Below are 21,941 nucleotides of genomic sequence, written 5' to 3'. Positions count from 1 at the left end.
CATTGTGATGGGAACCTTTGCCGCAGGGGGATAATCATCTCCCAATGACAATGGTGAAGCCCTAAAGACGTGAAGACATGTCCAAAACCAAGCTGAGCGCCTGGGTCATGGGCTGGGGGTTAGCCTGCACTGCTGCTCTCCTTTTGCCCAGCGTGGCTGCTCAAGCTCAGGTGACCCTCGGTGTGCAGCCGGTGCGGGTGGTGCAAGGGATCCCTTTGTACCAGAAGGAGGTTTGGGTTGGAGACAATCGGATCCCCGTTTCTATCGTGGTCATTTCTCTCGCAGCGGGCCAACTGCGGCCTATCTGGGCTGCACCTGCGGGGCTGGTGGGTCTGGGGGAGCTGTCTTCCTTTGGCCCCGAACAGGGAGCAGTAGCCGCCATTAACGGTGGGTTTTTCAACCGCAACACCCGTCAGCCGCTGGGGGCAATTCGTCGGGATGGCCGTTGGATCTCCAGCCCCATTTTGGGTCGTGGGGTCATCGCCTGGTCGGATGGGACGGCAGGGCAAGAAGGGGGATCCGTGCGCTCTGCCCGTTTGCGGATGCAAGCAGAGCTGCGCAATGCCATTGGGGATCAAATCCCAGTGGTGGGCATCAATACAGGCTATATCCTGCCCGGCATCTCCCAGTTCACCCCCGACTGGGGATCCACCTACACCACCCAAACGGACGACGAAATGCTCGTGATGGTGCGGGAGGATCGGGTGCAAGAGATTCTGATGGCTGGCCTGGCCGGCAGTTTAACGGTACAGATTCCCAGTGAGGGGTATGTATTGGCAGGGCGGGGGCTAGAAGGTGCCCTAGAAGCCCGCAAGCTGGTTCCTGGGGATCGCCTCAGCCTTCATCTGCGCTTGGATCCGCCCGAGCTGGAAGCTTATCCCCACATCCTAGGGGCAGGGCCGCTCTTGCTCTTGGATGGACAGGTGGTTTTGGATGCCCGATTGGAGGGATTTCAGCCTCTCTTTCGCCGGCAGCGAGCCGCCCGCAGTGCCATCGGCCAACTGGACAGCGGACATTTGCTGCTGGTGACCGCCGGCAATGCCCAGGAAAACCAAGGGCTCACCCTGCTGGAGATGGCACAGTTGATGCAGCAATTGGGCTGTCGCCATGCCTTGAACTTGGATGGGGGCAATGCTTCCACCTTGGTGCTGGGGGGAGAAGCCGTCAATTTGGAACACCGACACCCAGAAGCCAGCCCACCCAACAGTGAGACGGATCCCAGTCCCTCCCGGCGGCGCACACCCCGAGTTCACAATGGCCTAGGGTTTTTCCCAAGTCCAAGTCGGTAGCAGAGAACAAAGGCAGCCTTTCGTACTGGCAGGAAGTGTCTTTTTGATCCAGGGATCGAGGGTGGGATCCCTGGACTTCCCGGCTGCTTGGATGAGGGATCAGGTATTCTCCAGGATTGGATCTACCTTGCTAGGAGAAGACTTCTCAAGAAGGAAAGGACTCGGCTCTGGATCCCGGCAATCTCGGCACCCAAAGCTCCGGAGCTTGTGCAGGTCAATCTTAAATGGGATCCAAACTGAACGCCCAATGCTCATTTCTCATAACAGAAATAGAGATTAAATTAAGTAGAAAACATTGGCCTTGAGACCGGTAAGAAAAATGATCAAAGAGGCGATCTCTTGAAGAAGACGACCCCAGAGTATAAAAGGCACGCAATTCTTTACGCTTCTGCTAAATCAGATGCTGGTTTTCAAAAAAGTATTGTCAATAATCCATTTTTTGACGAAGATGATTGACGAATTTATATTTCTTCACTCTCGAGGTTAGAAATTAACTCCTTGGACTTTTGGTTACAATTCTCTCTACTACGGATGTTCGCTAATGTGTAGGCCTACCCGGCTCCCGACCAAATGTATAGTTATTTTAAAAATGACTATCTCTCCTGGTGGACAAGGCTTTTGGGGTAGGTTGACCCTTGCTCCTCTCTCGTGGGTGGGCTGCTGGTACTGGCATTCCTGTTTGTGAGAGTTAATCTTATTTGGAAGAAATTGATCTTTTTCTCAAATTTTTATAGAGCACCTCTATACTCAAGTGAGATAGCCCCACACACAAGCTTCTGGGCTAGGCCTGAAATTTTATTGAGATCCCCTGTCAAAGCTTTTCAGGTATTGCCTCTTGTGCCAAAAGGCTAGGATGGGCAAGGATTGTATTTTCTATTACTCTATTGGGGATGATTTGTATGCCAGCTAGAAGCAGAACCGACTCATTGACGGATACGCACAGGTGGTGTTTCATGGAATCCATAGCCGACGCTCTCCACCACTTGTAGGCCCTATAACCTAGGGCCGTGTCCACTAGCCTGCTCGTGAGATTAGAACGTGGTTTGCACTGCCTCCCCAAATCCTATGCCCTCCCCCAAGGATGCCTTTCCTGTGGCCCGCGTCAAACAGCCTACTGCTCAAGCCAGCTCTGCTGCCGGCGACCGCTTCCTTCAGCGGGATGGAGCCCTCTCCGCCCAGTTGGTTCCCCAGGGATCCCTGCAGCTTTACACCCACCCCAGCCGAGGCATGTTTACGCCTGTCATGGCCCAGGCGCTGCGCTTGGCCGGCCAGGGAACGCGGGTGCTGATCGTGCAATTTCTCAAGGGTGGGATCAACCAGGGGCCCGCAAATCGTCTCTCCTTGGGCAGATCCTTAGAGTGGGTTCGCTGTCGCCTGCACCGGTGCATCGATACACCTCACCTAGAGCCTGAGGAGCGGGTGGCATTGGATGAGCTGTGGCAATTCACCCAGGAGGCCGTCAGGAGTGGCCGCTACGACTTGGTGGTGTTGGATGAGCTGAGCTTGGCTGTGAAGTTGGGCCTGATCTCAGAAGCTGAAGTGCTGAGCTTAATCGACCAGCGCCCCATCTCCATGGACATGGTGATCACCGGGCCGGAGATGCCGGATTCGTTTCTGGAGCGGGCGGACTTGATCACGCAGTTGCGCCTACGTGGAACCCCAGGCCCAGGGCTGCGCACTGCCGATGCGAATGTTGCCTGCTCTCTGGATCCCCCTCAAGTCAGCGGCACAGGTGCTATGCCTACAGCAGCCCATGTTGCTCCGCACCGCTAGCGCAAACAGTTTCCGCTCCGAAGGACCTAGGCAACACGGGTCGCGTCAGGGGGGCGGAGTCCCAATAAGACTGGAGCTTGTCCACCAGATGTGCCCTCACTCTCCAGGAAGCCGGCTGTAGCCATGTTGAAAAACGACCGCTGGATCTGTGAGCAAGCGCGGCGAGGGATGATTGAGCCCTTCTGTCCTGAGCTGGTGCGCGCTGTTGAGTCTCGGCCTGTTTTGAGTTACGGGCTGTCCTCCTATGGCTACGACATCCGCCTGTCGCCGGTGGAGTTCAAGATCTTTCGCCATGTGCCCGGCACGGTGGTGGATCCCAAGCGGTTTAACCCCAAGAATCTGGAAGCGGTGGAGCTGCACCACGACGAGATGGGGGATTACTTTATCATCCCGGCCCATTCCTATGGGTTGGGGGTGTCCTTGGAACGGCTGCAAGTCCCGGATAACATTACCGTGATCTGCATTGGCAAATCTTCCTATGCCAGGGTGGGTCTGATTGCCAACCTGACGCCGGCTGAAGCGGGATGGCGGGGCTATCTCACTCTGGAGTTTTCCAACGCCTCCAGCGCCGACTGCCGTGTGTACGCTAACGAAGGGGTGGTACAGCTTCTGTTTCTGGAAGGGGATCCCTGCCAAGTGACCTACGCCGACCGCGCCGGCAAGTATCAGGATCAGCCGCAGCAGGTGGTGGTGGCCAAGGTTTAGCTGCTTCCCTCAAAAGGGAGAGGGTTGGCGGGATCCGGTTGGCTATGCTGGATCCACGTAGAACCCCATCTTGATTCATCTCCATGCCTGACTCTTTTTCGCCTGCTGCCGCTCCCCCCGGTGAGGCTGAGCCTTTGGGCGATAGGGAGCCCAATCCGGATCTGCTCACAGCTTCCTACGACTACACCCTCCCTCCAGATCGGATTGCGCAAACGCCGGTGGAGCCCAGGGATCAGGCGCGGATGCTGGTGGTGTACCCGGATAGGCACGAGCATCGCCGCTTCTGCCATCTGCCTGACTACCTGCAGGAAGGGGATCTGCTGGTTCTCAACGATACCAAGGTGATCCCGGCCCGCCTGTTCGGGGCTAAGGAACCCTCTGGGGCGCAGGTCGAAGTGTTGCTGCTGGAGCCTTGCCTGGAAGGGATCCCTGCCGCCGCCCAACCTCTGCCGGATCAGGCGTGGAACTGGCGGGTTTTGGTCAGGCCGGGCAAACGGGTGAAGGTGGGGGATCGGATTGGTTTTTGGAGCAAGCAGGGATCCCCCTCTGGGCTGAGAGCCACTGTCCTGGATTTGGATCCGGAGACCGGTGGGCGAGTGGTGCAGTTTGAGTGGGAGGGGGCACAGCCTTTTGAGGAAATCCTAGAGCAGGTGGGCCGGATCCCGCTGCCTCCCTACATCAAGGCTTCCGGACAGGTTCGCCCTCAAGACTACCAAACCCTCTGGGCGAAACACCCCGGCTCGGTGGCTGCTCCCACGGCAGGGCTGCATTTTACCCAGGAGCTGCTGGAGCGGCTGGCCCAAAAAGGGATCCAAACCGCCTACATCACCCTGAACATCGGCCTGGGTACCTTCCGACCGGTGGAGGCGGAGCAGGTGACCGAACATCGTCTCCACAGCGAGTGGCTCAAGGTGCCGGCAACAACGGTAGCAGCCATCCAAAAAGCCCAAGCCCGCGGGGGGCGGGTGATCGCGGTGGGAACAACCGTGGTGCGCTCTTTGGAAACCGCGGCAGCCTCTGGCACCTTGCAGCCTTGGCAGGGGAAAAGCGATCTCTTCATCTACCCCGGCTACTCCTGGCGGGTGGTTCAGGGACTGGTCACCAATTTTCATCTGCCCCGCTCCAGCCTGATGATGCTGGTGGCTGCGCTGATCGGGCGGCAAAGGCTGCTGGATCTCTACCGAGAGGCCATCGAGCAGGGATATCGCTTCTATTCCTTTGGGGATGGCATGCTGATCCTGCCCTAGGGCTGGGGCTGACCTCCCTGGGATCTCTTGCAGGAACCGGCCTCTGCTTCTGGGGTCGAAGGACGGTCTTGGCCGCCGGCAAACCAATTCTGGATGCGCTCCCATTCCACCTGGTGGTAGCCGTCCACCGCCCAATTGGCCCGCCGCTGCAGCATGTGCAGAGGAAAGAAGGTAGCCAGCGCCAGGACTGGGATCCCTGCCGAACGGGCTGCCTGAATGCCGGGGTAGGTGGCCTCAATGCTCAAGCACTCCTGGGCAGGCAATTCCATCCGCTGCAAAAGCAGGCGGTGCAAGTGTCCTGGGGAAAGCATTGGGCCTGCATCATCCCCCGTCACTCGGTAGGATCCCCCATCGGTCAACCGCGTCAGGGCCGGGCAGCATGGCTGGAAGCGCTCTAGAAAAGCGGCCACCTCGGCTGCCGATTGGCCGCACAGCAGGCCGACCTTCAGTTGCAGCCGCTCCAGCGTCTCCAAAGTTTCCGCCAAACCGGGAATGAGAGGCAATTCCCTCTGCCCCTGCAAAGCCTGTCGGTAGTATAGGGCCTTGCGTTTCAGCAGCTCTTCCAGTTGTTTGGGGCTGAGCACCCGCCCTTGATCCCCCCACAGAGCCGGCAGGCGCTCTCGATCCGGTCGGCCCAGGTATTGCAGCCGATAGAGCTCCCGCTGCCCAGGGGATCCCGACTTCGGCCAGCACAGGTTCCAGGGGCGCAGGTTCTCTTCCACCAGCAGTTGGTTGATGGCCTGTAGGTGCAGGCTCTCGTCATCGGCCACCACCCCACTCCAGCTCAAGATCACCCCTTGCAGCCCCATATGGGCGACATCACCCTCTGCTAACGACCGCAACCCAACTGCCGGATCCCTGCTTCAGATCACAGCAGATGGCTTGTCTATCCATTTTGAACGCGACGCTCGAACTCTTCGCGGGTGGCGTCCACCAATTGCACCGCCTCTGGATAGAGCTGAGGATGGTTTTGCTTCAGCCAACTGAGCACCCGCGCCAGTTGGGCTGCACACAGATCCAAGTCCGCTTGAAAAATAACCGCCGCTGCCATGTGCTGGGCATATTCGGGCGGGTGGCCTTGCTGCGCCAGCTCCGCCGTCAAAGCGGCCAAGGCTTGTTGACGAACTGAGGGCGACGAACTTTCGGGAGAAGACATAGGCCAAGCCTTTCAATCGGGAGAGTAGCGGCGCAAAGCCAGCGTGACGTTGTGCCCACCAAATCCAAAGGCATTGACCAAAGCGGCCTCGACAGCCATCTGCCGCCCCTTGTGGGGTACAAAATCCAGCCCTTCGCACTCGGGATCAGGGTTGTCCAAGTTGAGGGTAGGAGGAACCCAGCCGTGGTGGATGGCCAAAGCTGTGGCCACCGTGGCAATGCCGCCCGCTCCCCCCAACAGGTGGCCGGTCATGGACTTGGTGGCGCTGATGGCCAAACGGGGGGCATGTTCGCCGAAGACCGACTTGATGGCCTGTACCTCGGCAATATCCCCTACAGGGGTGCTGGTGGCATGGGCGTTGATGTGTTGCACGTCCCCAGGTTGAAGCCCGGCATCTTTGAGGGCCAGCCGCATCGCCCGAGCTGCTCCCTCACCACCAGGGGCAGGGTTGGTCATGTGGTGGGCATCGCAGGTGAGGCCATAGCCAACCATCTCGGCATAAATTTTTGCCCCACGGGCGCGGGCATGCTCCAAGGCTTCCAGCAGCAGGATCCCGGCTCCTTCCCCCATGACAAAGCCGTCCCGATCCCGATCAAAGGGCCTACAGGCTTGCTCCGGGGCGTCGTTGCGGGTGGAAAGGGCCTTCATGGCACTGAACCCCGCCATGGACAAAGGGGTGACCGCCGCTTCCGTGCCACCGGTGATCGCCACTTGCACCTCTCCCCTCTGGATGAGCCGAAAGGCATCGCCAATGGCGTTGGAGCCAGAGGCACAGGCCGTAACTGTGCAGGAATTGGGGCCTTTGGCGCCAAAATGAATGGCCAGGTGACCTGCAGCCATGTTGGCAATCATCATGGGCACCATGAAGGGGCTACAGCGATCCGGCCCTTTCTGCAGATAGATGGTCTGCTGCTCTTCCAAGACGCGGATGCCGCCGATGCCGGTGCCCAAGATCACCCCCACTTGCTCGGCGTTGAGATCGGTGATGCGAAAGTCAGCGTCCTCCAAGGCTTGCCGGGTGGCCGCCATCGCCAGGTGCACAAAGCGGTCGGTGCGCTTGACATCCTTGCGATCCAAATAGTCGAGGGGATCAAATCCCTTCACCTCTCCGGCAATACGGCAGTCGTGGCGGGAGGCATCGAAATGGGTAATCGGCCCAATGCCGGAGCGCCCTGCCAGCAAGCTCTGCCAAAACTCGGCAGGAGAGTTGCCGATAGGGGTGACCGCACCCAGGCCCGTAATCACAACGCGGCGGGTTGGTCTGTAAGCAGTGGCGGGATCTGTGGTAGCCATCGTCCGGTGTTAGCCCGGGGGTATAGAGTCAGAACTGGGGGCAGACTAGGCAGCTTTCTTCGAGAGGATGTAGTTAACAGCGTCTTGCACGGTGGCGATCCCCTCTGCATCTTCATCGGGGATCTCCAGATCGAATTCCTCTTCAAAAGCCATGACCAGCTCCACCGTATCGAGGCTATCGGCCCCCAGGTCGTTCTGGAAATTGGCTTCCGGGGTCACTTTGTCGTCTTCCACGCCCAGTTGATCGGACACGATCTTGCGAACACGGCTATAAACTTCGTCTGCGCTCATGCTTGGAATCCCAACTCTCGATTCAGCGTGTCTTGGCCGGGCCAACCGGCGGCCAATGAAGCAATCCCTATTGTATCGGACAACGGATCCCCTCTTGTGAGCAGCCTCACCTGCATTTGCCGCTGCGGCCAGAGTATGGGAATTGGGCGGCAGCCTTTTCGGTTGTGGGAAAGAAAAGCTAGTATAGTCCACTGCGTCTCTACCACTGGATTCTAAGGAGAACTTGCTTCCATGCCCCGCGCTTACGAAACGATGCTGATTGTGCGTCCTGATCTGTCAGATGAACCCCTCGAACAACTGCTCAGCAGTCAGGAGGCAATCCTGCGAGAGAACGGAGTAACCCACGTGGAGATTACCAATAGGGGCAAGCGCCGCTTTGCCGGGTTTGAGATGAAAAAGTTTAAGGAGGGTCTGTACATCCAGTTCAACTACGAAGCCGAACCCAATGCGGTGGCTGCCTGGGAGAAAAACCTGCGCATCAACGAGAGTGTGCTGCGCCACATGACTCTCCGCGTCGGCTAGGTTTGACGGGATCCCCGCCTGCGGGCATGATGGAAGTGCGCTGAGCTGCCCCTTATCCCTGGATGGCTCTGTTATGAACTCGATTGTGTTGATGGGCGAGGTTCTGTCTGAGCCGGAGCTGCGCTACACCCCCGATAACTTGGCTGTTACATCCTTGGTGATTGGCTTTCCCAGCCTGCGCCCGGATGAGCCGCCCTATCGCGTGCGCGTTTCCTCTTTTGGAGAACTGGCCAAAAGGGTGGTGGACACCTGCCATGTGGGCGACCAGATCACGGTGGAGGGCCAACTGCACATGAATGTGGTGGAGCGAGATGGGCGCAAGGAAAAGCTGGCCGAGATCACCGCGCGCCGTGTCCATCAACTGGGATCCGCTCGCGTTCTCTCCCTGACGGGGATGGGCGAACCGGCGATTGTGGAATCCTCTGAGGGGGATGTGGTTTCCCCACCGGAGCCGGACGATCTCCCGTTCTAACGGTTGCGAGACTTGCCGGGATCCCCCATGTCTCAGGAACTTGCTGCGGGTGAACCTTTGGGATCCCTGCGGGTCATCGGCTACTCGGTGCAGGGGCGTCCCATTCACCTTTGGCAGCTCACCCAAGGGATCCGCTCCTTGCTGCTGCTCGGCGGGGTACACGGGGATGAGGTGGAGGGCTATGCCCTGATCGAGCGCTATGTGGCTTCTGGGAAATGGGGATCCTTGGCCGGGAAGGCGACCTTGTGGGCGATCCCACGCCTGAACCCGGATGGCTGTGCCTTGGGGCAACGGCTCAATGCCAACGGCGTCGATCTCAACCGCAATCTGCCCACCCAAGATTGGATCCCGGCCTCTCTGGAAGCTCGTTATCCGCCCGGATCGGCCCCAGGCTCCGAGCCCGAAACGCAAGTGTTGTTGACGAGTTTGGCCCGGATTCAGCCCCAGTTTATCCTTTCTGCCCACTCCTGCCAGGCGCACCCCTGCGTGAACTACAACGGCCCTGCCCTTGAGCTGGCCCAGGTGATGGCTGCTCGCAACGGCTTGCCCGTCGCCGCCGACATTGGCTATCCCACCCCCGGTTCTCTGGGCACTTGGGCGGGGCAGGAACGGCACATCCCAACCCTAACGCTGGAAATCCTGCGGGGCACTCCCCTCGATCAAGTCTGGCAAGAGCAGGCCGAGGCGCTGCAGGCGGTGTTGGAGTGGGCAGCCCAAGGCGATGCCTTCTGACCGGTGTCAAGATCTCTGAACTTTCGTTGCCAATCTGGTGGTTCATTCAAGATGTTCGGGGGTTTTCTCGCCCAAATCTTCTACAACACAGATAGGTACGAATGAGGGCAAAGAAGAAAGGAACTTTGAGTCGAAGGAAGATGGGTCGAATGAGTCAAAGTTAAGCTGCTTCTGTCTTGTGTCCCTCTGTTAGCCATCTGGAGGAAGCCGATATGTTCAGCAGGATTTTGGTGGCAGTGGATCGGTCGGAGCTAAGCCAAGGAGTGTTTCAAAAGGCCGTCCAAGTGGCCAAGGCCATGCAGGCCAGCATGATGATTCTCCATGTTCTGTCTCAGGAAGAGCCGGGTGCCCCAGAGCCGCCGATGATCCTGGGGGTAGATTACAGCTCCACCATCAGCGCCGAGCTGTGGCAGTCCTATCGGGAGCAATGTGCCATCTTCGAGCAAAACCAGATCGACTACCTGCGCTCGCTGGTGGGGAAAGCGGCTGAGCACGGGATCCGTGCTGAGTACAGCCTCAACTACGGCAACCCCGGTCGAGTCATCTGCGATCTGGCCCGCTCTTGGGAGGCGGACTTGGTGGTGGTGGGCCGCCGCGGCCACTCCGGCCTGAGTGAGCTGTTTCTGGGCAGCGTCAGCAACTACGTGCTCCACCGCGCCCCCTGCTCGGTGCTGACGATACAAGGGGAAGCCCTGAAAAAAGAAGCCCAAACTGCGGAAGAGAAGACAGCTACCCCTGCTGGCTAAGGCTCTAGGGACTCTAGGGAGAGGGAGTGGGATCTGGTCGCTTGAGCGGGGCAGAGTCCTTGCTCTCCGGCTGGCCCTCCAAGAGGCGATTCACTTCGGTTTCCAGGCTGTTGAAGGTGCTCAGCTCGATCACGGCAATGTCCGGCTGGCGGCTGCTTTGCACATAGGCCCGCAAGCCAGAGGCGGCCAAGGTCAGGGTTAAGGGATCCTGCTCGGCGTCAGGCTTGGGCTCAAAGGTCAGCCGTAGGTCGGGCTCAGACAACACCCTTTGGGCTTCCGCGTCGGCCTGTTCCACAAACTCCTTGGCGCGGGCAGCATTCAGGCTGGAGAACAGAGAGCCGAGATCCACAGGCTGGCCCGGTCGCTCCGGGTTTTCCCAGCGCAGCTCCAAGGATCCCTTCTCTGAAGGCCGAGGGGTGAGGGTGACCTTTTCCCCTTGGGATTCTAAGGTGACTTGGCCCACTTGGTTGGCGTTGAGGCGGGCAATGCGGTGATCCCGCAGCTCTTCCAAGTCGGAGCGGAGAATATCGGCGGTGGAGGTGAGCAAGGTGGCTACTGCCGGGTGCTCAGAGGTGATGACGTACACCTGGCCATCTTTCTCCGATCCCAAAGCGACCTTCAGGGTTTTGCCCTCCTCCAGCTCTACCGTCAGCCGGGCGGAAGGCTGCTCCAGGCCATAGGGGGCGAGCTCGTCTTTGGTCTCGGCGGGGAACTCCACGGCCTGCAGGCGGGCCAGAGTATTGAGCAAGCGGTTGACGTTGATCTCATCGGCAGGCAGCTCGCGGGGCTGGACAATCTGCCAAGTAAAGTGCTCCGCACCGCTGGCGCGAACGTCTTGCCGCTGCAGGCGAACAACTTCCGGCTCCGCCTCTGCCAACTGCACTTGAAGGGCCTTCACCTCGGCAGTGTCAAACCGAAGCAAGGTTTTGTCCCGCAAAGCCAGTAGGGAGGGCAACAGGGATCCCTTCTGGGCACTGCTTAGAAGCACCACCTGTCCCCCTTCGGGCTGGGCGTAGAAGCCAGAGCCGTCGAAGTTGTCGTTGCCGATGGCCAGGCGGTAGGGGTCCCCTTCTTTGGGGAAAAGGGCGATTTGGTGTCGCGGCTGATCCAGGCCAAAAGCGGCCAGGTCAGTGACCCCCTCCAGAGTGATTTGGGGGGTAAGGCGGGAGAAGGTGTTGAGCAACTGCTCAATGGGGAAGTCCAGCGCCGCTGACTGAATGGGACTGACAATCCGCCAGCGGGATCCCTCTTCTTCCGGAGTGCGCTCCAAAAGGATTTCCAAGTGCTCCGCACCGCTGCCGCGAACGGGTTCCCCCTCTTTCTGTTGGCGGATTTCAATGCGGGCAATGGTATCGGTGGCAAAGTGGAACAGCCGCGCTCGCTCCGCCTGTTGCTCCTGGCGCAGTTGCTGGATGTTGTCCAAGAGGAAGTAGCCCAGCAAACAGGCCACCGCCAAACCTAAAAGAATCCAGGTGGTTCGCTTGAACATGCCTGCTTTCCTCCAGCTCTACCGTCTTTGCCACCACAGGGCAGCTCCGGATCCCAGGGCCGCCAAGGGCAAAAGCACCGTCGATCCCAGCACCAGCCAGCGGAAGGTTTGACCGGTCAGGGTGAGGCGGCGATCCGTGATGGATTTGGGGCGGATGGAGATCTGCTCCGTTTGCTCAGTCAGCCAGTTGAGGGTGTTCAAGAAGAGATCCCAGTTGCCCTGCTGCCGCAAGTTGCCGTTGAGGGCGAAGTTGACATTGCCGATCACCACCAGGCGGGCCTCCTGCGGGGATCCTGTGTCGGCCTGGTCGGCGTCCAAACGGCGGGTTAAAGCAACACCCAAGGTGAGGGGGCCGGGCTTGTCCTGATCCGGATCGAATTGCAAGGGGCCACGTTCCAGCTCAGGACTGGTCTCCCCCCAACTTTGCGGGCCGGTGCGCAGCAAGGGCGTGGCTTGGATCCCTTCCCGAGCTTGGGTTTCTACCGAACGAGCTAAGGGAAAGAGGGTCATCAGCCGCTGGGCGGCCAAGGGGGCGGTAATGGGGTGATCCCCGTAGTCAGTAACCAAAGCTACGGCTGGCCCTGTCCCCAGAAGCTGGCTGATGCTGCTCGCCTCCAGGATGATGTCATCCCCCAAGACCACGCCCCACTCTTCCAGCAAGGGATCCAGGCCGGCATCCACCCGTGGCCCAATCAACAACAGCAGCCGTCCTCCCTCGGCCAGGTAATCCTGCAGTTTCTCCACCTCGCCGGGGAACAAAGCCCGCTGTGGCCCCGCCAGCACCAGGACATTCGCATCCTCTGGGATCTCCGCTTGCACCAAGTTGAGGGGCTCTACCCGATAGCCTTCCTGGCCCAGGGCTGCCGCCGCCTGAGCCAGAGTTGGGGCGCCTTCCCTCGCTTGCAGCCCCACTTCCCCATGCCCTTGCACGAAATAGGCCACTAACTCCCCTCGGTTGACCACTTTGGACAAGACAGGGGTCAGTCTGCTCTCCAGGTCAGGAGCAGGGGGCTGGGGCAGTTGTTGTCGGCTTTCTCCGGCCTCCACCACCAGGGTGTTGTTTTGCGTCACCTGCAGCCGTTGAATGGTCAAGGGATCCCGATTGGGATCCACAAACTCAAACTGAAAGCGGTTGGGGTTAAGGCGGCGATAGCGCTCCAGTTGTTCCCGCAGGTTGGGATCCGGCGCAGTGGTGACCACCCAAACTTTGACCGGTTGCACCAATCCCTGCACCAATTGCCGGGTTTGGGGCGACAGGGTAAACAGACCCTCCTCGGTGAGATCCAGCCGCAGGTCGTAGCGCACCGCCACCACATTCACCAGCACCAGAATGACGGCCATCGCCGCCACCGCCACCAGGATGTTGGCGTTGGTCTGGGTGGAACGCAAACCGAGGAAGACCCCCACCTCCTGCCGGTGGGTGATGCCCCAAGCCACCAGCAGGGCCAAACCTGTTTCCAGCATGCTCAGGGGCACAGCCGTCCAACCGGTAAAGGCGGATCCCACCACCAGGCCAATGGCGATGACGCCAATGCCCAGGATCCCTGTCCAGTCCAATAGCGCGCGCCAGTCCTTCATAATGCTCCGCACCGCTGCCGCAAACACCGCACTCCTCCCATCTGACCCTAGCTCTGTTGCCAGCGCAGGCTTTCCACCGATTGCACCGTGGCAAACAGCCCCAGGACGATGATGCTCAAGAAAAGAATGAGGCTGCTGCTGCTGAGGATCCCTTGCACCCAGTTGCTATATTGCTGCAGCAAAGACACATGCCGCAGCGTTGCAGCAATCCAGTTTTCCTCCTGGCCGGCTGCCGCGTCGATCACCCAGAGCAACAAAATCAAGCCAAAGGTGGCCACTGCTGCGATGAGGGTGCTGTCTGTCAGAGAAGAGATAAACAACCCCAAGGCCATAACGCTACCCGCCAGCAGGGTTAGGCCCACATAGCCCATCAAGGTCAGGCGGTAGTCCACTGCCGGGTTGGCGCTGCTCAGCACCAGCACATGGTAGACCAGCGGCGGCAGCAGCAGCGTGATGAAAAACACCCAGACCGCCAACCATTTGCCCAGGGCCACCTCCAAGTTGGTGATGGGAGAAGTAGCCAGCAGCTCCATCGTGCCTCGCCGCCGCTCCTCGGCATAGGAGCTCATGGTGAAGATGGGCAATAGAAATAAGGAGAGGGTGCCCAAGAGGTTGAGAAACTGCTGTGACAGGATGGTGGCCGCGTCGAAATTGTTCTCCTGGCCGAACTGGGCGAAAAGATCCACCTGCTGAGAAAAGCTGATCACCCGCACCAGAATATTAAAGAAGAAAAACCCCGCCAGTCCCCAAAACACCGCGGCCACCACATAGGCAATGGGGGAGGTGAAGTAGCCGCGCAGCTCTTTGCGAAAAATGGCAACCACTCCGTTCATGCCGCTTCCTCCAATGCGCCCTCAGATCCCTCTTGCGTAGTGAGCTGCAGGAAAATCTCTTCCAAAGAAGCCTGCGGGCGGCCTATCTCGTAGAGGTCGATCCCCGCCTGCACCAGCGCTTTGGCTGCCTCCGGGATCCAGCCGTCCGCGGCAGCGTTGCTCTTGAGCTGCACCTGCCAGCGGGAGGGATCCGCCGCCAAGGGCTGTAGGCTCACCACCTCCACCTGTGGCAAAGGCTGCAGGGCCAACCGGATGGCCATTTCCTCGGTTGCCCCCACCACCAGCTTTGCCTGCTGCCGATCCTGGAGCTGGGCTGTCAGCTCAGCGGGGGTGCCGATGGCCGCCACCTGGCCGCGGTTGATGATCACCACCCGGTCGCAGGTCATGCTCACCTCGGGCAGGATGTGGGTGGAGAGGATGATGGTGTGCTCCCCCGCCAGGCTCTTGATGAGCTTGCGCACCTCGATAATCTGCTTGGGATCCAGCCCAATGGTAGGCTCATCCAGGATGATCACCGGCGGGTCGTGAACCAGAGCTTGGGCGATGCCCACCCGCTGCTTAAACCCCTTGGAGAGCTTGCGGATGAGGGTGTGGCGCTTTTCTTCCAGGCTGCACCGCCGGATCGCCTCGTCCACCCGCCTGGGCCGATCGCCAGCGCTGACCCGCTTGATCTGGGCCACAAAGTGCAGGTACGCCTCCACCGTCATGTCGGGGTAGAGGGGTGGGTTTTCCGGCAGATAGCCAATGCGCTGCCGCACCGCCATCGAGTTTTCGTGAACATCAAACCCGGCCACCCGCGCCGTCCCCTCGCTGGCAGGCAGATACCCCGCCAAAATGCGCATGGATGTGGTCTTGCCAGCCCCATTCGGCCCCAAAAAACCCATGATCTCGCCGGCGTTCACCTGGAAGGAAACATCGCGGATGGCAGTGAAGCTGCCGTAGGTTTTGCTCAGATGCTCAACTTCGATGGCACCCGCGGTTGCACGAGCAGTGGGTAAACCTGTCATCAGCAACTCCTAACCTAGAGGGTCAGCAGCGATTAGCAAACGGTCCAAGGCCGAGTTACCCCTATTCCCAAAGAGGACAAATGTCGGGAAGCAGGCTCGGGCAAGAAGGCGGGCAACAGCGCTGAGGCCACATGCCAACTTAGCATAGCGACGGCGAGGATGAGTCGAGGGAACTGGGATCCCTTTCCCCCTTTTGGTGGGGATCCATCGGTTGGCTAGTCGGCAGGGCTTGTGAGGGATCCCCACTGTTCCAGTCCCAGAACCCGGCTCTCCCCTGGACAGGCCGCCACCACCTCCCCAATGGGGAAGGCTTCGGGGAGCAGGGATCTCACCTGATTTTCCGCCTCAGGGGGGATCACCAGCACATAGCCCACCCCCAGGTTGAAGGTGCGGAACATCTCCAAGGTCTCCACCTGGCCCTGTTCTTGGAGCCAGAGAAACTCCTGTGGGATGGGCCAGCTATGGGGCTGCAGCCGTGCCGCCTGGTTCGGGGCCAAACAGCGGGGCAAATTTTCCGGGATCCCGCCGCCAGTGATGTGGGCCATGCCGTGGATGGCGATCCCTGCTGCCTGCAGCCGCTGCACCGCCTGCACGTAGATGCGGGTGGGGGTGAGGAATACTTCCGCCAAAGGCCGATCCCAGCCGGGAGGCCGGTGATCCCAGCGCCAACCCCGGTCGGCCACAATCCGCCGCACCAAGCTGTAGCCGTTGCTGTGTAGGCCGCTGCTGGGCAAAGCCAACAACCGATCCCCAAGCTGTACCCGCGACCCATCCAGAATGGCCGCCTTCTCCACAATTCCCACACAAAACCCGGCCAGGTCGTACTTCCCAGGGGGATAAAACCCCGGCATCTCCGCCGTTTCCCCGCCCAGCAGTTGGCAGCCCGCTTCCTGGCAGCCCGCCAAGATGCCATCGATCACCTGCCACAGGGCTTCCGGCTCCAGCTTGCCGGTGGCCACATAGTCCAAGAAAAACAGCGGCCGGGCCCCCACCGTCAGCACGTCGTTGACGCACATCGCCACCAGATCAACACCTACCCCCCGGTGCTGACCCCACTGCTGGGCAATGTCCAGCTTTGTCCCCACCCCATCGGTGCCCGCCACCAACACCGGCGCTTGATACCCTGTCGGCAGCTCAAACAGACCGGCAAAGCCGCCGATGCCGCCCAAGGTTCCTGAAGAACCTGAAGACGGAATTTGAATCCGTTCAACGCGCTCGCGGATCCCCCTGACAAAGGCCTGGCCCAGATCGATGTCAACCCCTGCTGAGCGGTAGTCCAAGATGCCGAAACCCCTTATGCTATCAAGACTTGAGCTCCTGTGTCCGACCGTACAAACGGGTCAACTCAGAAACCTATGGTACATTAACTTCTGTTTTAACCGTCGCCTTGGAAGTTGTACAGGATTGGAGAGGAGCGCGGCCTCATGCGAAATTGGAAACAGCTTGGACAGGGACTGGATCCCGCCCGCAAAATGGGCTTGGTCAGCTGTCTCTGTGTCACGGCTTTGGGCTTGCCGGTAGGCATGTTGGGCAGCTTCGCCCCGCGAGCACAAGCCTCGACGCGAACCGGATCCCCCAACACCCGAGCAGCGGAGCTGTCATCTGACTCCCAATTGCCCTCCCCGGCCACCGACCTCGTTCCCCCTTCCCAACCCGCCACTGCTGCCGCAGCCCCAGTCAGAACGCTGCCGAGAACCCCCCAAACCCCTATCTCCGGCCACGAGGGTCTTGCCCCTGCCAAACTGGGTACCCTGAACTTGGATCATCCCTTGAACCGATCTCGCCAGGCGATCCTGCCCCGTCGAGCAGAAGAACCCATTCTCAAGATCGGCGAACAACAGCAGCACACCAACCAGCCCATCTCCACCCTCTACGACTATCAGATGGACGGGCAACAGGTGGTTACTGTCTATGTGCGGGATCTGCCCATTGTCAGTTTTGTCGAGCACCCTGGGCTAGAACCACCGCTGATGCGGGCCAGCACCCTTGTGGCCCAGCTCAACCAAATGGCCCAGGGATCCCTGAAAGACACCACCATCACCCTAGGTTGGGCAGGTTTGGAATTGGCCGAACAAGGCTTGGGTGTTCCTCTCTACACCATTCAGGTCAACAACAAGGAATTGCTGCGCATCGACGATGGAGTGCTGTTGATCGACAACCAGCGCCCGGTGGATGTGGCTGTTTTGGCTGCCAATCGTCTGCGCCGTCTGCTGCTCGATGCCCCGCCCATTTCAGCTCCGGCCCTGCCTCAACCGGCTGCTCTGACCGCCAAAGCCGCTGTTGCAGGTTCCAAGCCGAAAACAGCCCCTCAACAGGAACCCGCCCCTGTCCGCGTGGTTGGGCCTGTGCAAGAGGGCATTGCTTCTTGGTATGACCTGCACCCAACCCGCCATGAGATGACGGCTGCCCACCCCACCCTGCCCTTTGGCACCGAGGTACGGGTGACCAACCTGAAAAATGGCCGCCAGGCCGTGGTGCGCATCAACGATCGCGGCCCTTTTATTCCCGGTCGGATCATCGACCTTTCCCTGCGGGCGGCAGAGGTGTTGGGGATGGTGCGCTCAGGGCTGGCGCCTGTGCGGGTGGAAGTGGTGCAACGCTAGCTAGGGCACGGGTGAAAAGCGCTTGGAATCGGGGGAATAGCGCCAAGAAATGCCCTCGGGATCCCGGCTGCGGCTCCACTCCGGAAACCCGGTTTTGAATTTCCAATAGGTAATGGCGGAAACCACCACCCCCAAACGTTCCGCCAACTGAGTCTGGTTGAGGGGGCGCAGCGGTGCCCGTGGCGCCGTAACGGCGGTGGGGCTGGGTGTGGGGGCAGAGCCTGCCGACTCTTGGGGGGCCGTGGCTGCAGGGGTGGGTGCTTCCTGCTCCAACCGGTGACCAGGGCTGGGCTCCTGGGGACGCAGCAGGCTGAACTGGCTCAACAGGCCGACATTTTCCAGGTTCAGGAGATTTTCCAGGTTAGAGGTCTGGTGGATCAGCTCCAGCTCACGGCGAAACTCATCCTCCAGCACCTGCAGGTAGTGCTCCCGCTTCTGCTCCGACTCGGCATCCTTGAGCAGACCCAAGGCAAAGCTGAGGTTCGAGAGGGGCTCGCTCAGATCCTGCAAGAATTTCTTGAACAGAGTGCCCTTCACCTCCGAGAACTGCTGCAGCTGCTGCAGTTTTTGCCGCAGCTCTTCGATTCTTTTTTCTTCCAGCTTGCGGTTCTCAAGGCTCTGGCGGTGGTTGTGCAGGGCAATTTCGATGGTGGTGTAGAGTTCCCGCTCTTTGAAAGGCTTGATGATGTAGCCGAAGGGCCGGGTCTCCTTGACGCGGGAGAGGGTGTCTTCGTCGGCGTAGGCCGTCAGATGCACCACCGGAATGTTGAAGCGCTCGGTGATCCGCTTGGCGGCTTCTATGCCATCGATATCGCCTTTTAGGACGATATCCATCAAGACCAAGTCCACCGGCATCTCTTCCAGCCTTCGGATCGCTTCTTCCCCGGAAGAAGCAATGGCGGGCACAGCGTAGCCAAATTTTTTCAGAACGTTGGCAATGTCCTTGGCGATGATCTTCTCGTCCTCGACGACCAGAATACTGCCTTTGACAAGGGGTGGAACTCTCTTCAAGGCTCGCTCCTCGGAAAGGTAATGATGAAGGTGGTACCCGGTTTGCTCCTCAATTGTATCTTGCCCTGTAGCTGATCGGTGAGGGTTGCAACCAGTTGTAAACCCAGAGATTGAGTTTCCTTGAAGTCAAAGTTCGGGGGCAAGCCAACGCCATTGTCGGAGACTCGCAACTGAGTATATTTGCGGGTTTGGCTGAAATGAATCTCTATCTCCCCGCTGCGGCCCTTCGGGAAGGCATACTTGAGGCTGTTGGTCACCAACTCGTTGATGATCAGGCCACACAAGACCGCATCGTCCAGGTTGAGGCGGATCCCTTCGGCGCGGATGTTGGCGCGAATGCTCTCGGGGTTTACCCCGTAAGAGTGAAAGAGGTTGGAGATCAAATTGTGTAGGTACTGCTTGAGATCCACAGCGGCCAGATTGTTGGATTGGTACAAACCTTCGTGGATCAAAGACATGGCTTGAATACGGCTGCCGGCATCCTTAAAAACGCGGGCGTACTTGCGGCTTTTGATTTGGTCAGCTTGGAGCCGCAGCAGGCTGGAGATGATTTGCAGGTTGTTTTTGACGCGGTGGTGAATCTCCCGCAGCAGGACTTCTTTTTCCTGAAGGGCAGCTTGGATCTGCAGCTTTGCCCGTTTTTCTTCGGTAATGTCTTCGCAAATGCCGATGATGAAGAGGTTTTTGCCCTCGGGATCCCGGACTGCAGAGACTGCCAGGCGGCACCAAACCACCTTTCCGCTGCGGTGGATGTAGCGTTTTTCCAGGTGGTAGCGATCCCGTTGGCCGTTCAAAACCTCCTGGAAGAGTTGCCAATCTTCCTGAATGTCCTCGGGATGGGTGAGGTCGCAGAAGCTCATGTGGGTCAGTTCGGCAGCGCTATAGCCCAAGATCTCTTCCAGAGCGGGGTTCACTTTTAGGTAATGGCCCCGATGATCGACGATGGAAATGCCCAGGGCTGACTGCTGGAAGATGCCCCGTAAACTCAGCTCACTTTGGCGAAGGGCTGCCTCGGCTTGCTTGCGCTCGGTAATGTCCAAAATCTGGCTTAGAAAGTAGCTGGGATCCCCTTGGGCCGTGCGCACCAGGGTGATGCGAAGAATGGCATAGACTATTTGGCCGTTCTTGTGGATGTAGCGTTGTTCCTGTTCGCACTGATGCACCTGGCCGGCCAGCAGGCGGTTGCTGTTTTCCAGAGTGGTGGCGATGTCGTCGGGATGGGTGATGTCGAGGACGGTTTTCCCTTTGAGATCCTCCAGGGTGTAGCCCAGGGTTTCGGTAAAAGCGGCGTTGATTTGCAAATAGGTGCCATCCACGTGGGTCATGGCCTTGGCAATGGGGGCCCATTCAAAGGATTGGCGGAAGCGTTCTTCACTTTCTTTGAGGGCAATTTCTGCCTCCACGCGGGCGCTGATGTCGATCACCTGGTTGAGAAACTGGGTGGGCTGTCCTTCCTCGTCGGTGAGCAGGGTGGCCTGAAACAGCACATGAACAACCTGGCCGGAACGGTGGGTGTAGCGAATCTGGCGCTGGCTGACAGAGACCTTCCCTGCCAGCAAAGCCTCATTGGCCCCCAGCAGTGGGTTGACATCTTCGGGGTGGAGAATGTCCAGTTGTTGCCGATGCTTCAATTCTTCGGGGGTGTAGCCGACAATCTGGGCAAAGGCATCGTTGACCTGGATAAATCGCCCCTGCAAGTCCACAAGGGCAATTCCATTGGGGGCCAGCTCAAAAATCTGCCGAAAATGGTTGGCGCTTTGTTGCCAGGCTTGCTCTATACGACGCCGTTCGGCTTCCAGTTGCTTGGACTCAGTGATGTCTTCGACGATCCCTGCCACCCGATAGATTTTGCCCTCTTTGTCGGCGATGGGAAAGGTGCGTTCTCGCAGCCAAATCAGGCGGCCATCAGTGTGATAAATGCGGAAGACAACATCGGTGGATTTGCCCTCCGATTGGGCTTTGAGGATGGTGGGGAACAACCAGCGATCGTCGGGGTGGATCTGGCGCATCCAGGCTTGGGGGTTGGCGTAGGCCTCTTCGGCGGAGCGGCCCCAAATGGCTTCACAGGCTGGGCTGACGTAGATCAGCTCTTTGCTGTAGAGTGTTGTGATCCAAAACAGTTGCTGCGTATTCTCTGCCAGTTGCAGAAAACGATGCTCGCTCTCTCGGCGGGCCTCTTCCAATTGTTGTTGTCGTTCTTTCAGTTGACGGGATGCTGTGATGTCGGTAACAAATCCTTCAAAATAGAGGGGATCCCCCTGGTCGTTGTAGATGGTGCGGGCATTTAAAGAAATCCAAATCAGTCTGCCATCTTTGCGGCAAACTTGGTGTTCAAAATTCACAACTTGACCTTCTCTCAGCATGCGCTGAATGAATTCGGCTCGTTGCTCTGGATCGCTATAGATTTGGGTGCCAATATCGGAGACGTTGTGCATCAAATCCTCAGGGGATTCGTAGCCGAAAATATGGGCCAAGGCCGGGTTGGCAACCAGATATTTGCCCTCTAGGGTGGTTTGAAAAATGCCTTCGACGGCGTTCTCGAAGATCTGCTGGTAGCGGGCAGCAGTGCTGCGGCTGTCTTGCAGTTGGGATTGGAGCTGCTCAAGGGTCTGCCGATGCTCCTGGGCCTGGAGAAGGATTTGCTTCAGGCTGAGGCCAACGAGGTCAATCTGTTCCCGTTCAGAGGAGCTCAATTGGCGAGGGTGGCAGTCAAGCAGGTGCAGATCGGCCAACCGGATCCCCTGCTCAGTTTGCAAGAGAAAGGACTCATGAAAAGGCCATTGCTCAGAGCCGACATCGGGGTTGAAAGGTTCTCCGGCTGGGATCCTTTGCGGATCCCGGTAGAGGATCCCTTTTGAAGGCGAGTGGGGATCGGATCCCGGCTGGGCCAGTTCTAGATAGACCAAAGGTACTTTCAACAGTTGACCCAACAATTGCAACAGCGGGTATAGCGCTGTACCCAGTTCGGTTTGAAGGGACTGCCCTTCCCTGGGAGCAGTCCGCGGGAAAGCAAAACCGTGCACAACGGATCTTGGCGAGCGAGAAATGGGAGGTGACATGGGAAAACCTGGCCGAGGAGCTGGCTCAACCCAGTCCATCACGACAGATCGGGGGTGCCTGGTTGGGCTGATCTCCACAGGGAAAAGGAGCAGGCGCGCCCACCCTGCACCCACTATACTTTAGCGATACTCTGG

The 21,941-nt window shown here is 59.0% G+C and carries 20 protein-coding genes; 9 read left to right on the top strand and 11 right to left on the bottom strand.

The features are described from left to right. Positions 1-77: 77 nt before the first annotated feature. The 4 genes from ACVWYZ_RS05940 (at position 78) to queA (ending at position 5,014) form a co-directional block, all read left to right on the top strand. A complete protein-coding gene (locus ACVWYZ_RS05940; protein WP_457466499.1) occupies positions 78-1,289 on the top strand; it encodes a phosphodiester glycosidase family protein in 1,212 nt (403 codons plus the stop codon). 1,065 nt (positions 1,290-2,354) lie between these two features. Next, on the top strand, positions 2,355-3,062 hold the full coding sequence (locus ACVWYZ_RS05935; protein WP_457466498.1) for a cob(I)yrinic acid a,c-diamide adenosyltransferase: 708 nt from the start codon (positions 2,355-2,357) through the stop codon (positions 3,060-3,062). A 123-nt stretch (positions 3,063-3,185) separates the two neighbouring features. Continuing rightward, positions 3,186-3,767 (top strand): dCTP deaminase, encoded by a 582-nt coding sequence (dcd, locus tag ACVWYZ_RS05930; RefSeq protein ID WP_011433274.1) that lies wholly within the window; start codon positions 3,186-3,188, stop codon positions 3,765-3,767. Positions 3,768-3,850: 83 nt separating this feature from the next. Then, positions 3,851-5,014: a tRNA preQ1(34) S-adenosylmethionine ribosyltransferase-isomerase QueA gene (queA, locus tag ACVWYZ_RS05925; RefSeq protein ID WP_457466497.1), complete on the top strand. Its 1,164-nt coding sequence runs from the start codon at positions 3,851-3,853 to the stop codon at positions 5,012-5,014. On the opposite strand, the gene ACVWYZ_RS05920 is transcribed toward queA, so the two are convergent. From ACVWYZ_RS05920 to ACVWYZ_RS05905, 4 genes are all read right to left on the bottom strand, one after another. After that, positions 5,011-5,823, bottom strand: a complete 813-nt coding sequence (locus ACVWYZ_RS05920) for an HAD family hydrolase (RefSeq protein WP_457466496.1) — start codon at positions 5,821-5,823, stop codon at positions 5,011-5,013. The genes queA and ACVWYZ_RS05920 overlap by 4 nt on opposite strands. A gap of 77 nt (positions 5,824-5,900) precedes the next feature. Then, positions 5,901-6,170: a hypothetical protein gene (locus ACVWYZ_RS05915; RefSeq protein ID WP_414330100.1), complete on the bottom strand. Its 270-nt coding sequence runs from the start codon at positions 6,168-6,170 to the stop codon at positions 5,901-5,903. Positions 6,171-6,182: 12 nt separating this feature from the next. Beyond that, positions 6,183-7,463, bottom strand: a complete 1,281-nt coding sequence (gene fabF, locus ACVWYZ_RS05910) for a beta-ketoacyl-ACP synthase II (protein ID WP_457466495.1) — start codon at positions 7,461-7,463, stop codon at positions 6,183-6,185. Positions 7,464-7,508: 45 nt separating this feature from the next. Next, positions 7,509-7,754 (bottom strand): acyl carrier protein, encoded by a 246-nt coding sequence (locus tag ACVWYZ_RS05905; RefSeq protein ID WP_041436540.1) that lies wholly within the window; start codon positions 7,752-7,754, stop codon positions 7,509-7,511. A 231-nt stretch (positions 7,755-7,985) separates the two neighbouring features. On the opposite strand from ACVWYZ_RS05905, the gene rpsF reads away from it, so the two are divergent. From rpsF to ACVWYZ_RS05885, 4 genes are all read left to right on the top strand, one after another. Then, positions 7,986-8,276: a 30S ribosomal protein S6 gene (rpsF, locus tag ACVWYZ_RS05900; protein WP_011433268.1), complete on the top strand. Its 291-nt coding sequence runs from the start codon at positions 7,986-7,988 to the stop codon at positions 8,274-8,276. 73 nt (positions 8,277-8,349) lie between these two features. Next, on the top strand, positions 8,350-8,748 hold the full coding sequence (locus ACVWYZ_RS05895) for a single-stranded DNA-binding protein (protein WP_414373698.1): 399 nt from the start codon (positions 8,350-8,352) through the stop codon (positions 8,746-8,748). Between the two features lie 27 nt (positions 8,749-8,775). Then, positions 8,776-9,480 carry a M14 family zinc carboxypeptidase gene (locus ACVWYZ_RS05890; protein WP_414373697.1) on the top strand — a complete coding sequence of 235 codons (705 nt, stop codon included), beginning with the start codon at positions 8,776-8,778 and terminating at the stop codon, positions 9,478-9,480. A gap of 212 nt (positions 9,481-9,692) precedes the next feature. Beyond that, on the top strand, positions 9,693-10,226 hold the full coding sequence (locus ACVWYZ_RS05885) for a universal stress protein (protein ID WP_457466494.1): 534 nt from the start codon (positions 9,693-9,695) through the stop codon (positions 10,224-10,226). Positions 10,227-10,239: 13 nt separating this feature from the next. Here ACVWYZ_RS05885 and ACVWYZ_RS05880 read toward each other — a convergent pair whose 3' ends face one another. The 5 genes from ACVWYZ_RS05880 to purM all read right to left on the bottom strand — a co-directional run bounded on the left by ACVWYZ_RS05880 (position 10,240) and on the right by purM (position 16,413). Next, positions 10,240-11,715: a DUF4340 domain-containing protein gene (locus ACVWYZ_RS05880; RefSeq protein WP_457466493.1), complete on the bottom strand. Its 1,476-nt coding sequence runs from the start codon at positions 11,713-11,715 to the stop codon at positions 10,240-10,242. An 18-nt stretch (positions 11,716-11,733) separates the two neighbouring features. After that, positions 11,734-13,293: a GldG family protein gene (locus ACVWYZ_RS05875; protein WP_457466492.1), complete on the bottom strand. Its 1,560-nt coding sequence runs from the start codon at positions 13,291-13,293 to the stop codon at positions 11,734-11,736. A gap of 47 nt (positions 13,294-13,340) precedes the next feature. After that, positions 13,341-14,126: an ABC transporter permease gene (locus ACVWYZ_RS05870; RefSeq protein WP_011433262.1), complete on the bottom strand. Its 786-nt coding sequence runs from the start codon at positions 14,124-14,126 to the stop codon at positions 13,341-13,343. After that, positions 14,123-15,133, bottom strand: a complete 1,011-nt coding sequence (locus ACVWYZ_RS05865) for an ABC transporter ATP-binding protein (protein WP_457466491.1) — start codon at positions 15,131-15,133, stop codon at positions 14,123-14,125. Before ACVWYZ_RS05865 ends, ACVWYZ_RS05870 begins: the two co-directional genes overlap by 4 nt. Before the next feature lie 215 nt (positions 15,134-15,348). Beyond that, positions 15,349-16,413 (bottom strand): phosphoribosylformylglycinamidine cyclo-ligase, encoded by a 1,065-nt coding sequence (gene purM, locus ACVWYZ_RS05860; RefSeq protein WP_457466490.1) that lies wholly within the window; start codon positions 16,411-16,413, stop codon positions 15,349-15,351. A 144-nt stretch (positions 16,414-16,557) separates the two neighbouring features. On the opposite strand from purM, the gene ACVWYZ_RS05855 reads away from it, so the two are divergent. Beyond that, positions 16,558-17,736 (top strand): septal ring lytic transglycosylase RlpA family protein, encoded by a 1,179-nt coding sequence (locus ACVWYZ_RS05855; RefSeq protein ID WP_457466489.1) that lies wholly within the window; start codon positions 16,558-16,560, stop codon positions 17,734-17,736. Here the strand turns inward: ACVWYZ_RS05855 and ACVWYZ_RS05850 are convergent, their stop codons facing one another. After that, on the bottom strand, positions 17,737-18,747 hold the full coding sequence (locus tag ACVWYZ_RS05850) for a response regulator (protein WP_457466488.1): 1,011 nt from the start codon (positions 18,745-18,747) through the stop codon (positions 17,737-17,739). It lies immediately after the preceding gene. After that, a complete protein-coding gene (locus tag ACVWYZ_RS05845; RefSeq protein WP_457466487.1) occupies positions 18,744-21,665 on the bottom strand; it encodes a PAS domain S-box protein in 2,922 nt (973 codons plus the stop codon). Before ACVWYZ_RS05845 ends, ACVWYZ_RS05850 begins: the two co-directional genes overlap by 4 nt. Positions 21,666-21,941 lie beyond the last annotated feature (276 nt).

It is taken from the genome of Thermostichus sp. MS-CIW-37, assembly GCF_054060065.1.
The sequence above is the reverse complement of the archived record's forward strand: the minus strand, read 5'-3'. Positions and strand labels throughout refer to the sequence as shown.

Excerpts from the sequence above, each read along its gene's own strand:
- ACVWYZ_RS05875 (WP_457466492.1), bottom strand. The coding sequence starts at position 13,293 with ATGAAGGACTGGCGCGCGCTATTGGACTGGACAGGGATCCTGGGCATT.
- ACVWYZ_RS05855 (WP_457466489.1), top strand. The coding sequence starts at position 16,558 with ATGCGAAATTGGAAACAGCTTGGACAGGGACTGGATCCCGCCCGCAAA.
- ACVWYZ_RS05895 (WP_414373698.1), top strand. The coding sequence starts at position 8,350 with ATGAACTCGATTGTGTTGATGGGCGAGGTTCTGTCTGAGCCGGAGCTG.
- ACVWYZ_RS05940 (WP_457466499.1), top strand. The coding sequence starts at position 78 with ATGTCCAAAACCAAGCTGAGCGCCTGGGTCATGGGCTGGGGGTTAGCC.
- rpsF (WP_011433268.1), top strand. The coding sequence starts at position 7,986 with ATGCCCCGCGCTTACGAAACGATGCTGATTGTGCGTCCTGATCTGTCA.
- dcd (WP_011433274.1), top strand. The coding sequence starts at position 3,186 with ATGTTGAAAAACGACCGCTGGATCTGTGAGCAAGCGCGGCGAGGGATG.
- ACVWYZ_RS05890 (WP_414373697.1), top strand. The coding sequence starts at position 8,776 with ATGTCTCAGGAACTTGCTGCGGGTGAACCTTTGGGATCCCTGCGGGTC.
- ACVWYZ_RS05915 (WP_414330100.1), bottom strand. The coding sequence starts at position 6,170 with ATGTCTTCTCCCGAAAGTTCGTCGCCCTCAGTTCGTCAACAAGCCTTG.
- ACVWYZ_RS05885 (WP_457466494.1), top strand. The coding sequence starts at position 9,693 with ATGTTCAGCAGGATTTTGGTGGCAGTGGATCGGTCGGAGCTAAGCCAA.
- fabF (WP_457466495.1), bottom strand. The coding sequence starts at position 7,463 with ATGGCTACCACAGATCCCGCCACTGCTTACAGACCAACCCGCCGCGTT.
- ACVWYZ_RS05865 (WP_457466491.1), bottom strand. The coding sequence starts at position 15,133 with ATGACAGGTTTACCCACTGCTCGTGCAACCGCGGGTGCCATCGAAGTT.
- queA (WP_457466497.1), top strand. The coding sequence starts at position 3,851 with ATGCCTGACTCTTTTTCGCCTGCTGCCGCTCCCCCCGGTGAGGCTGAG.
- ACVWYZ_RS05870 (WP_011433262.1), bottom strand. The coding sequence starts at position 14,126 with ATGAACGGAGTGGTTGCCATTTTTCGCAAAGAGCTGCGCGGCTACTTC.
- ACVWYZ_RS05880 (WP_457466493.1), bottom strand. The coding sequence starts at position 11,715 with ATGTTCAAGCGAACCACCTGGATTCTTTTAGGTTTGGCGGTGGCCTGT.
- ACVWYZ_RS05905 (WP_041436540.1), bottom strand. The coding sequence starts at position 7,754 with ATGAGCGCAGACGAAGTTTATAGCCGTGTTCGCAAGATCGTGTCCGAT.
- ACVWYZ_RS05920 (WP_457466496.1), bottom strand. The coding sequence starts at position 5,823 with ATGGGGCTGCAAGGGGTGATCTTGAGCTGGAGTGGGGTGGTGGCCGAT.
- ACVWYZ_RS05935 (WP_457466498.1), top strand. The coding sequence starts at position 2,355 with ATGCCCTCCCCCAAGGATGCCTTTCCTGTGGCCCGCGTCAAACAGCCT.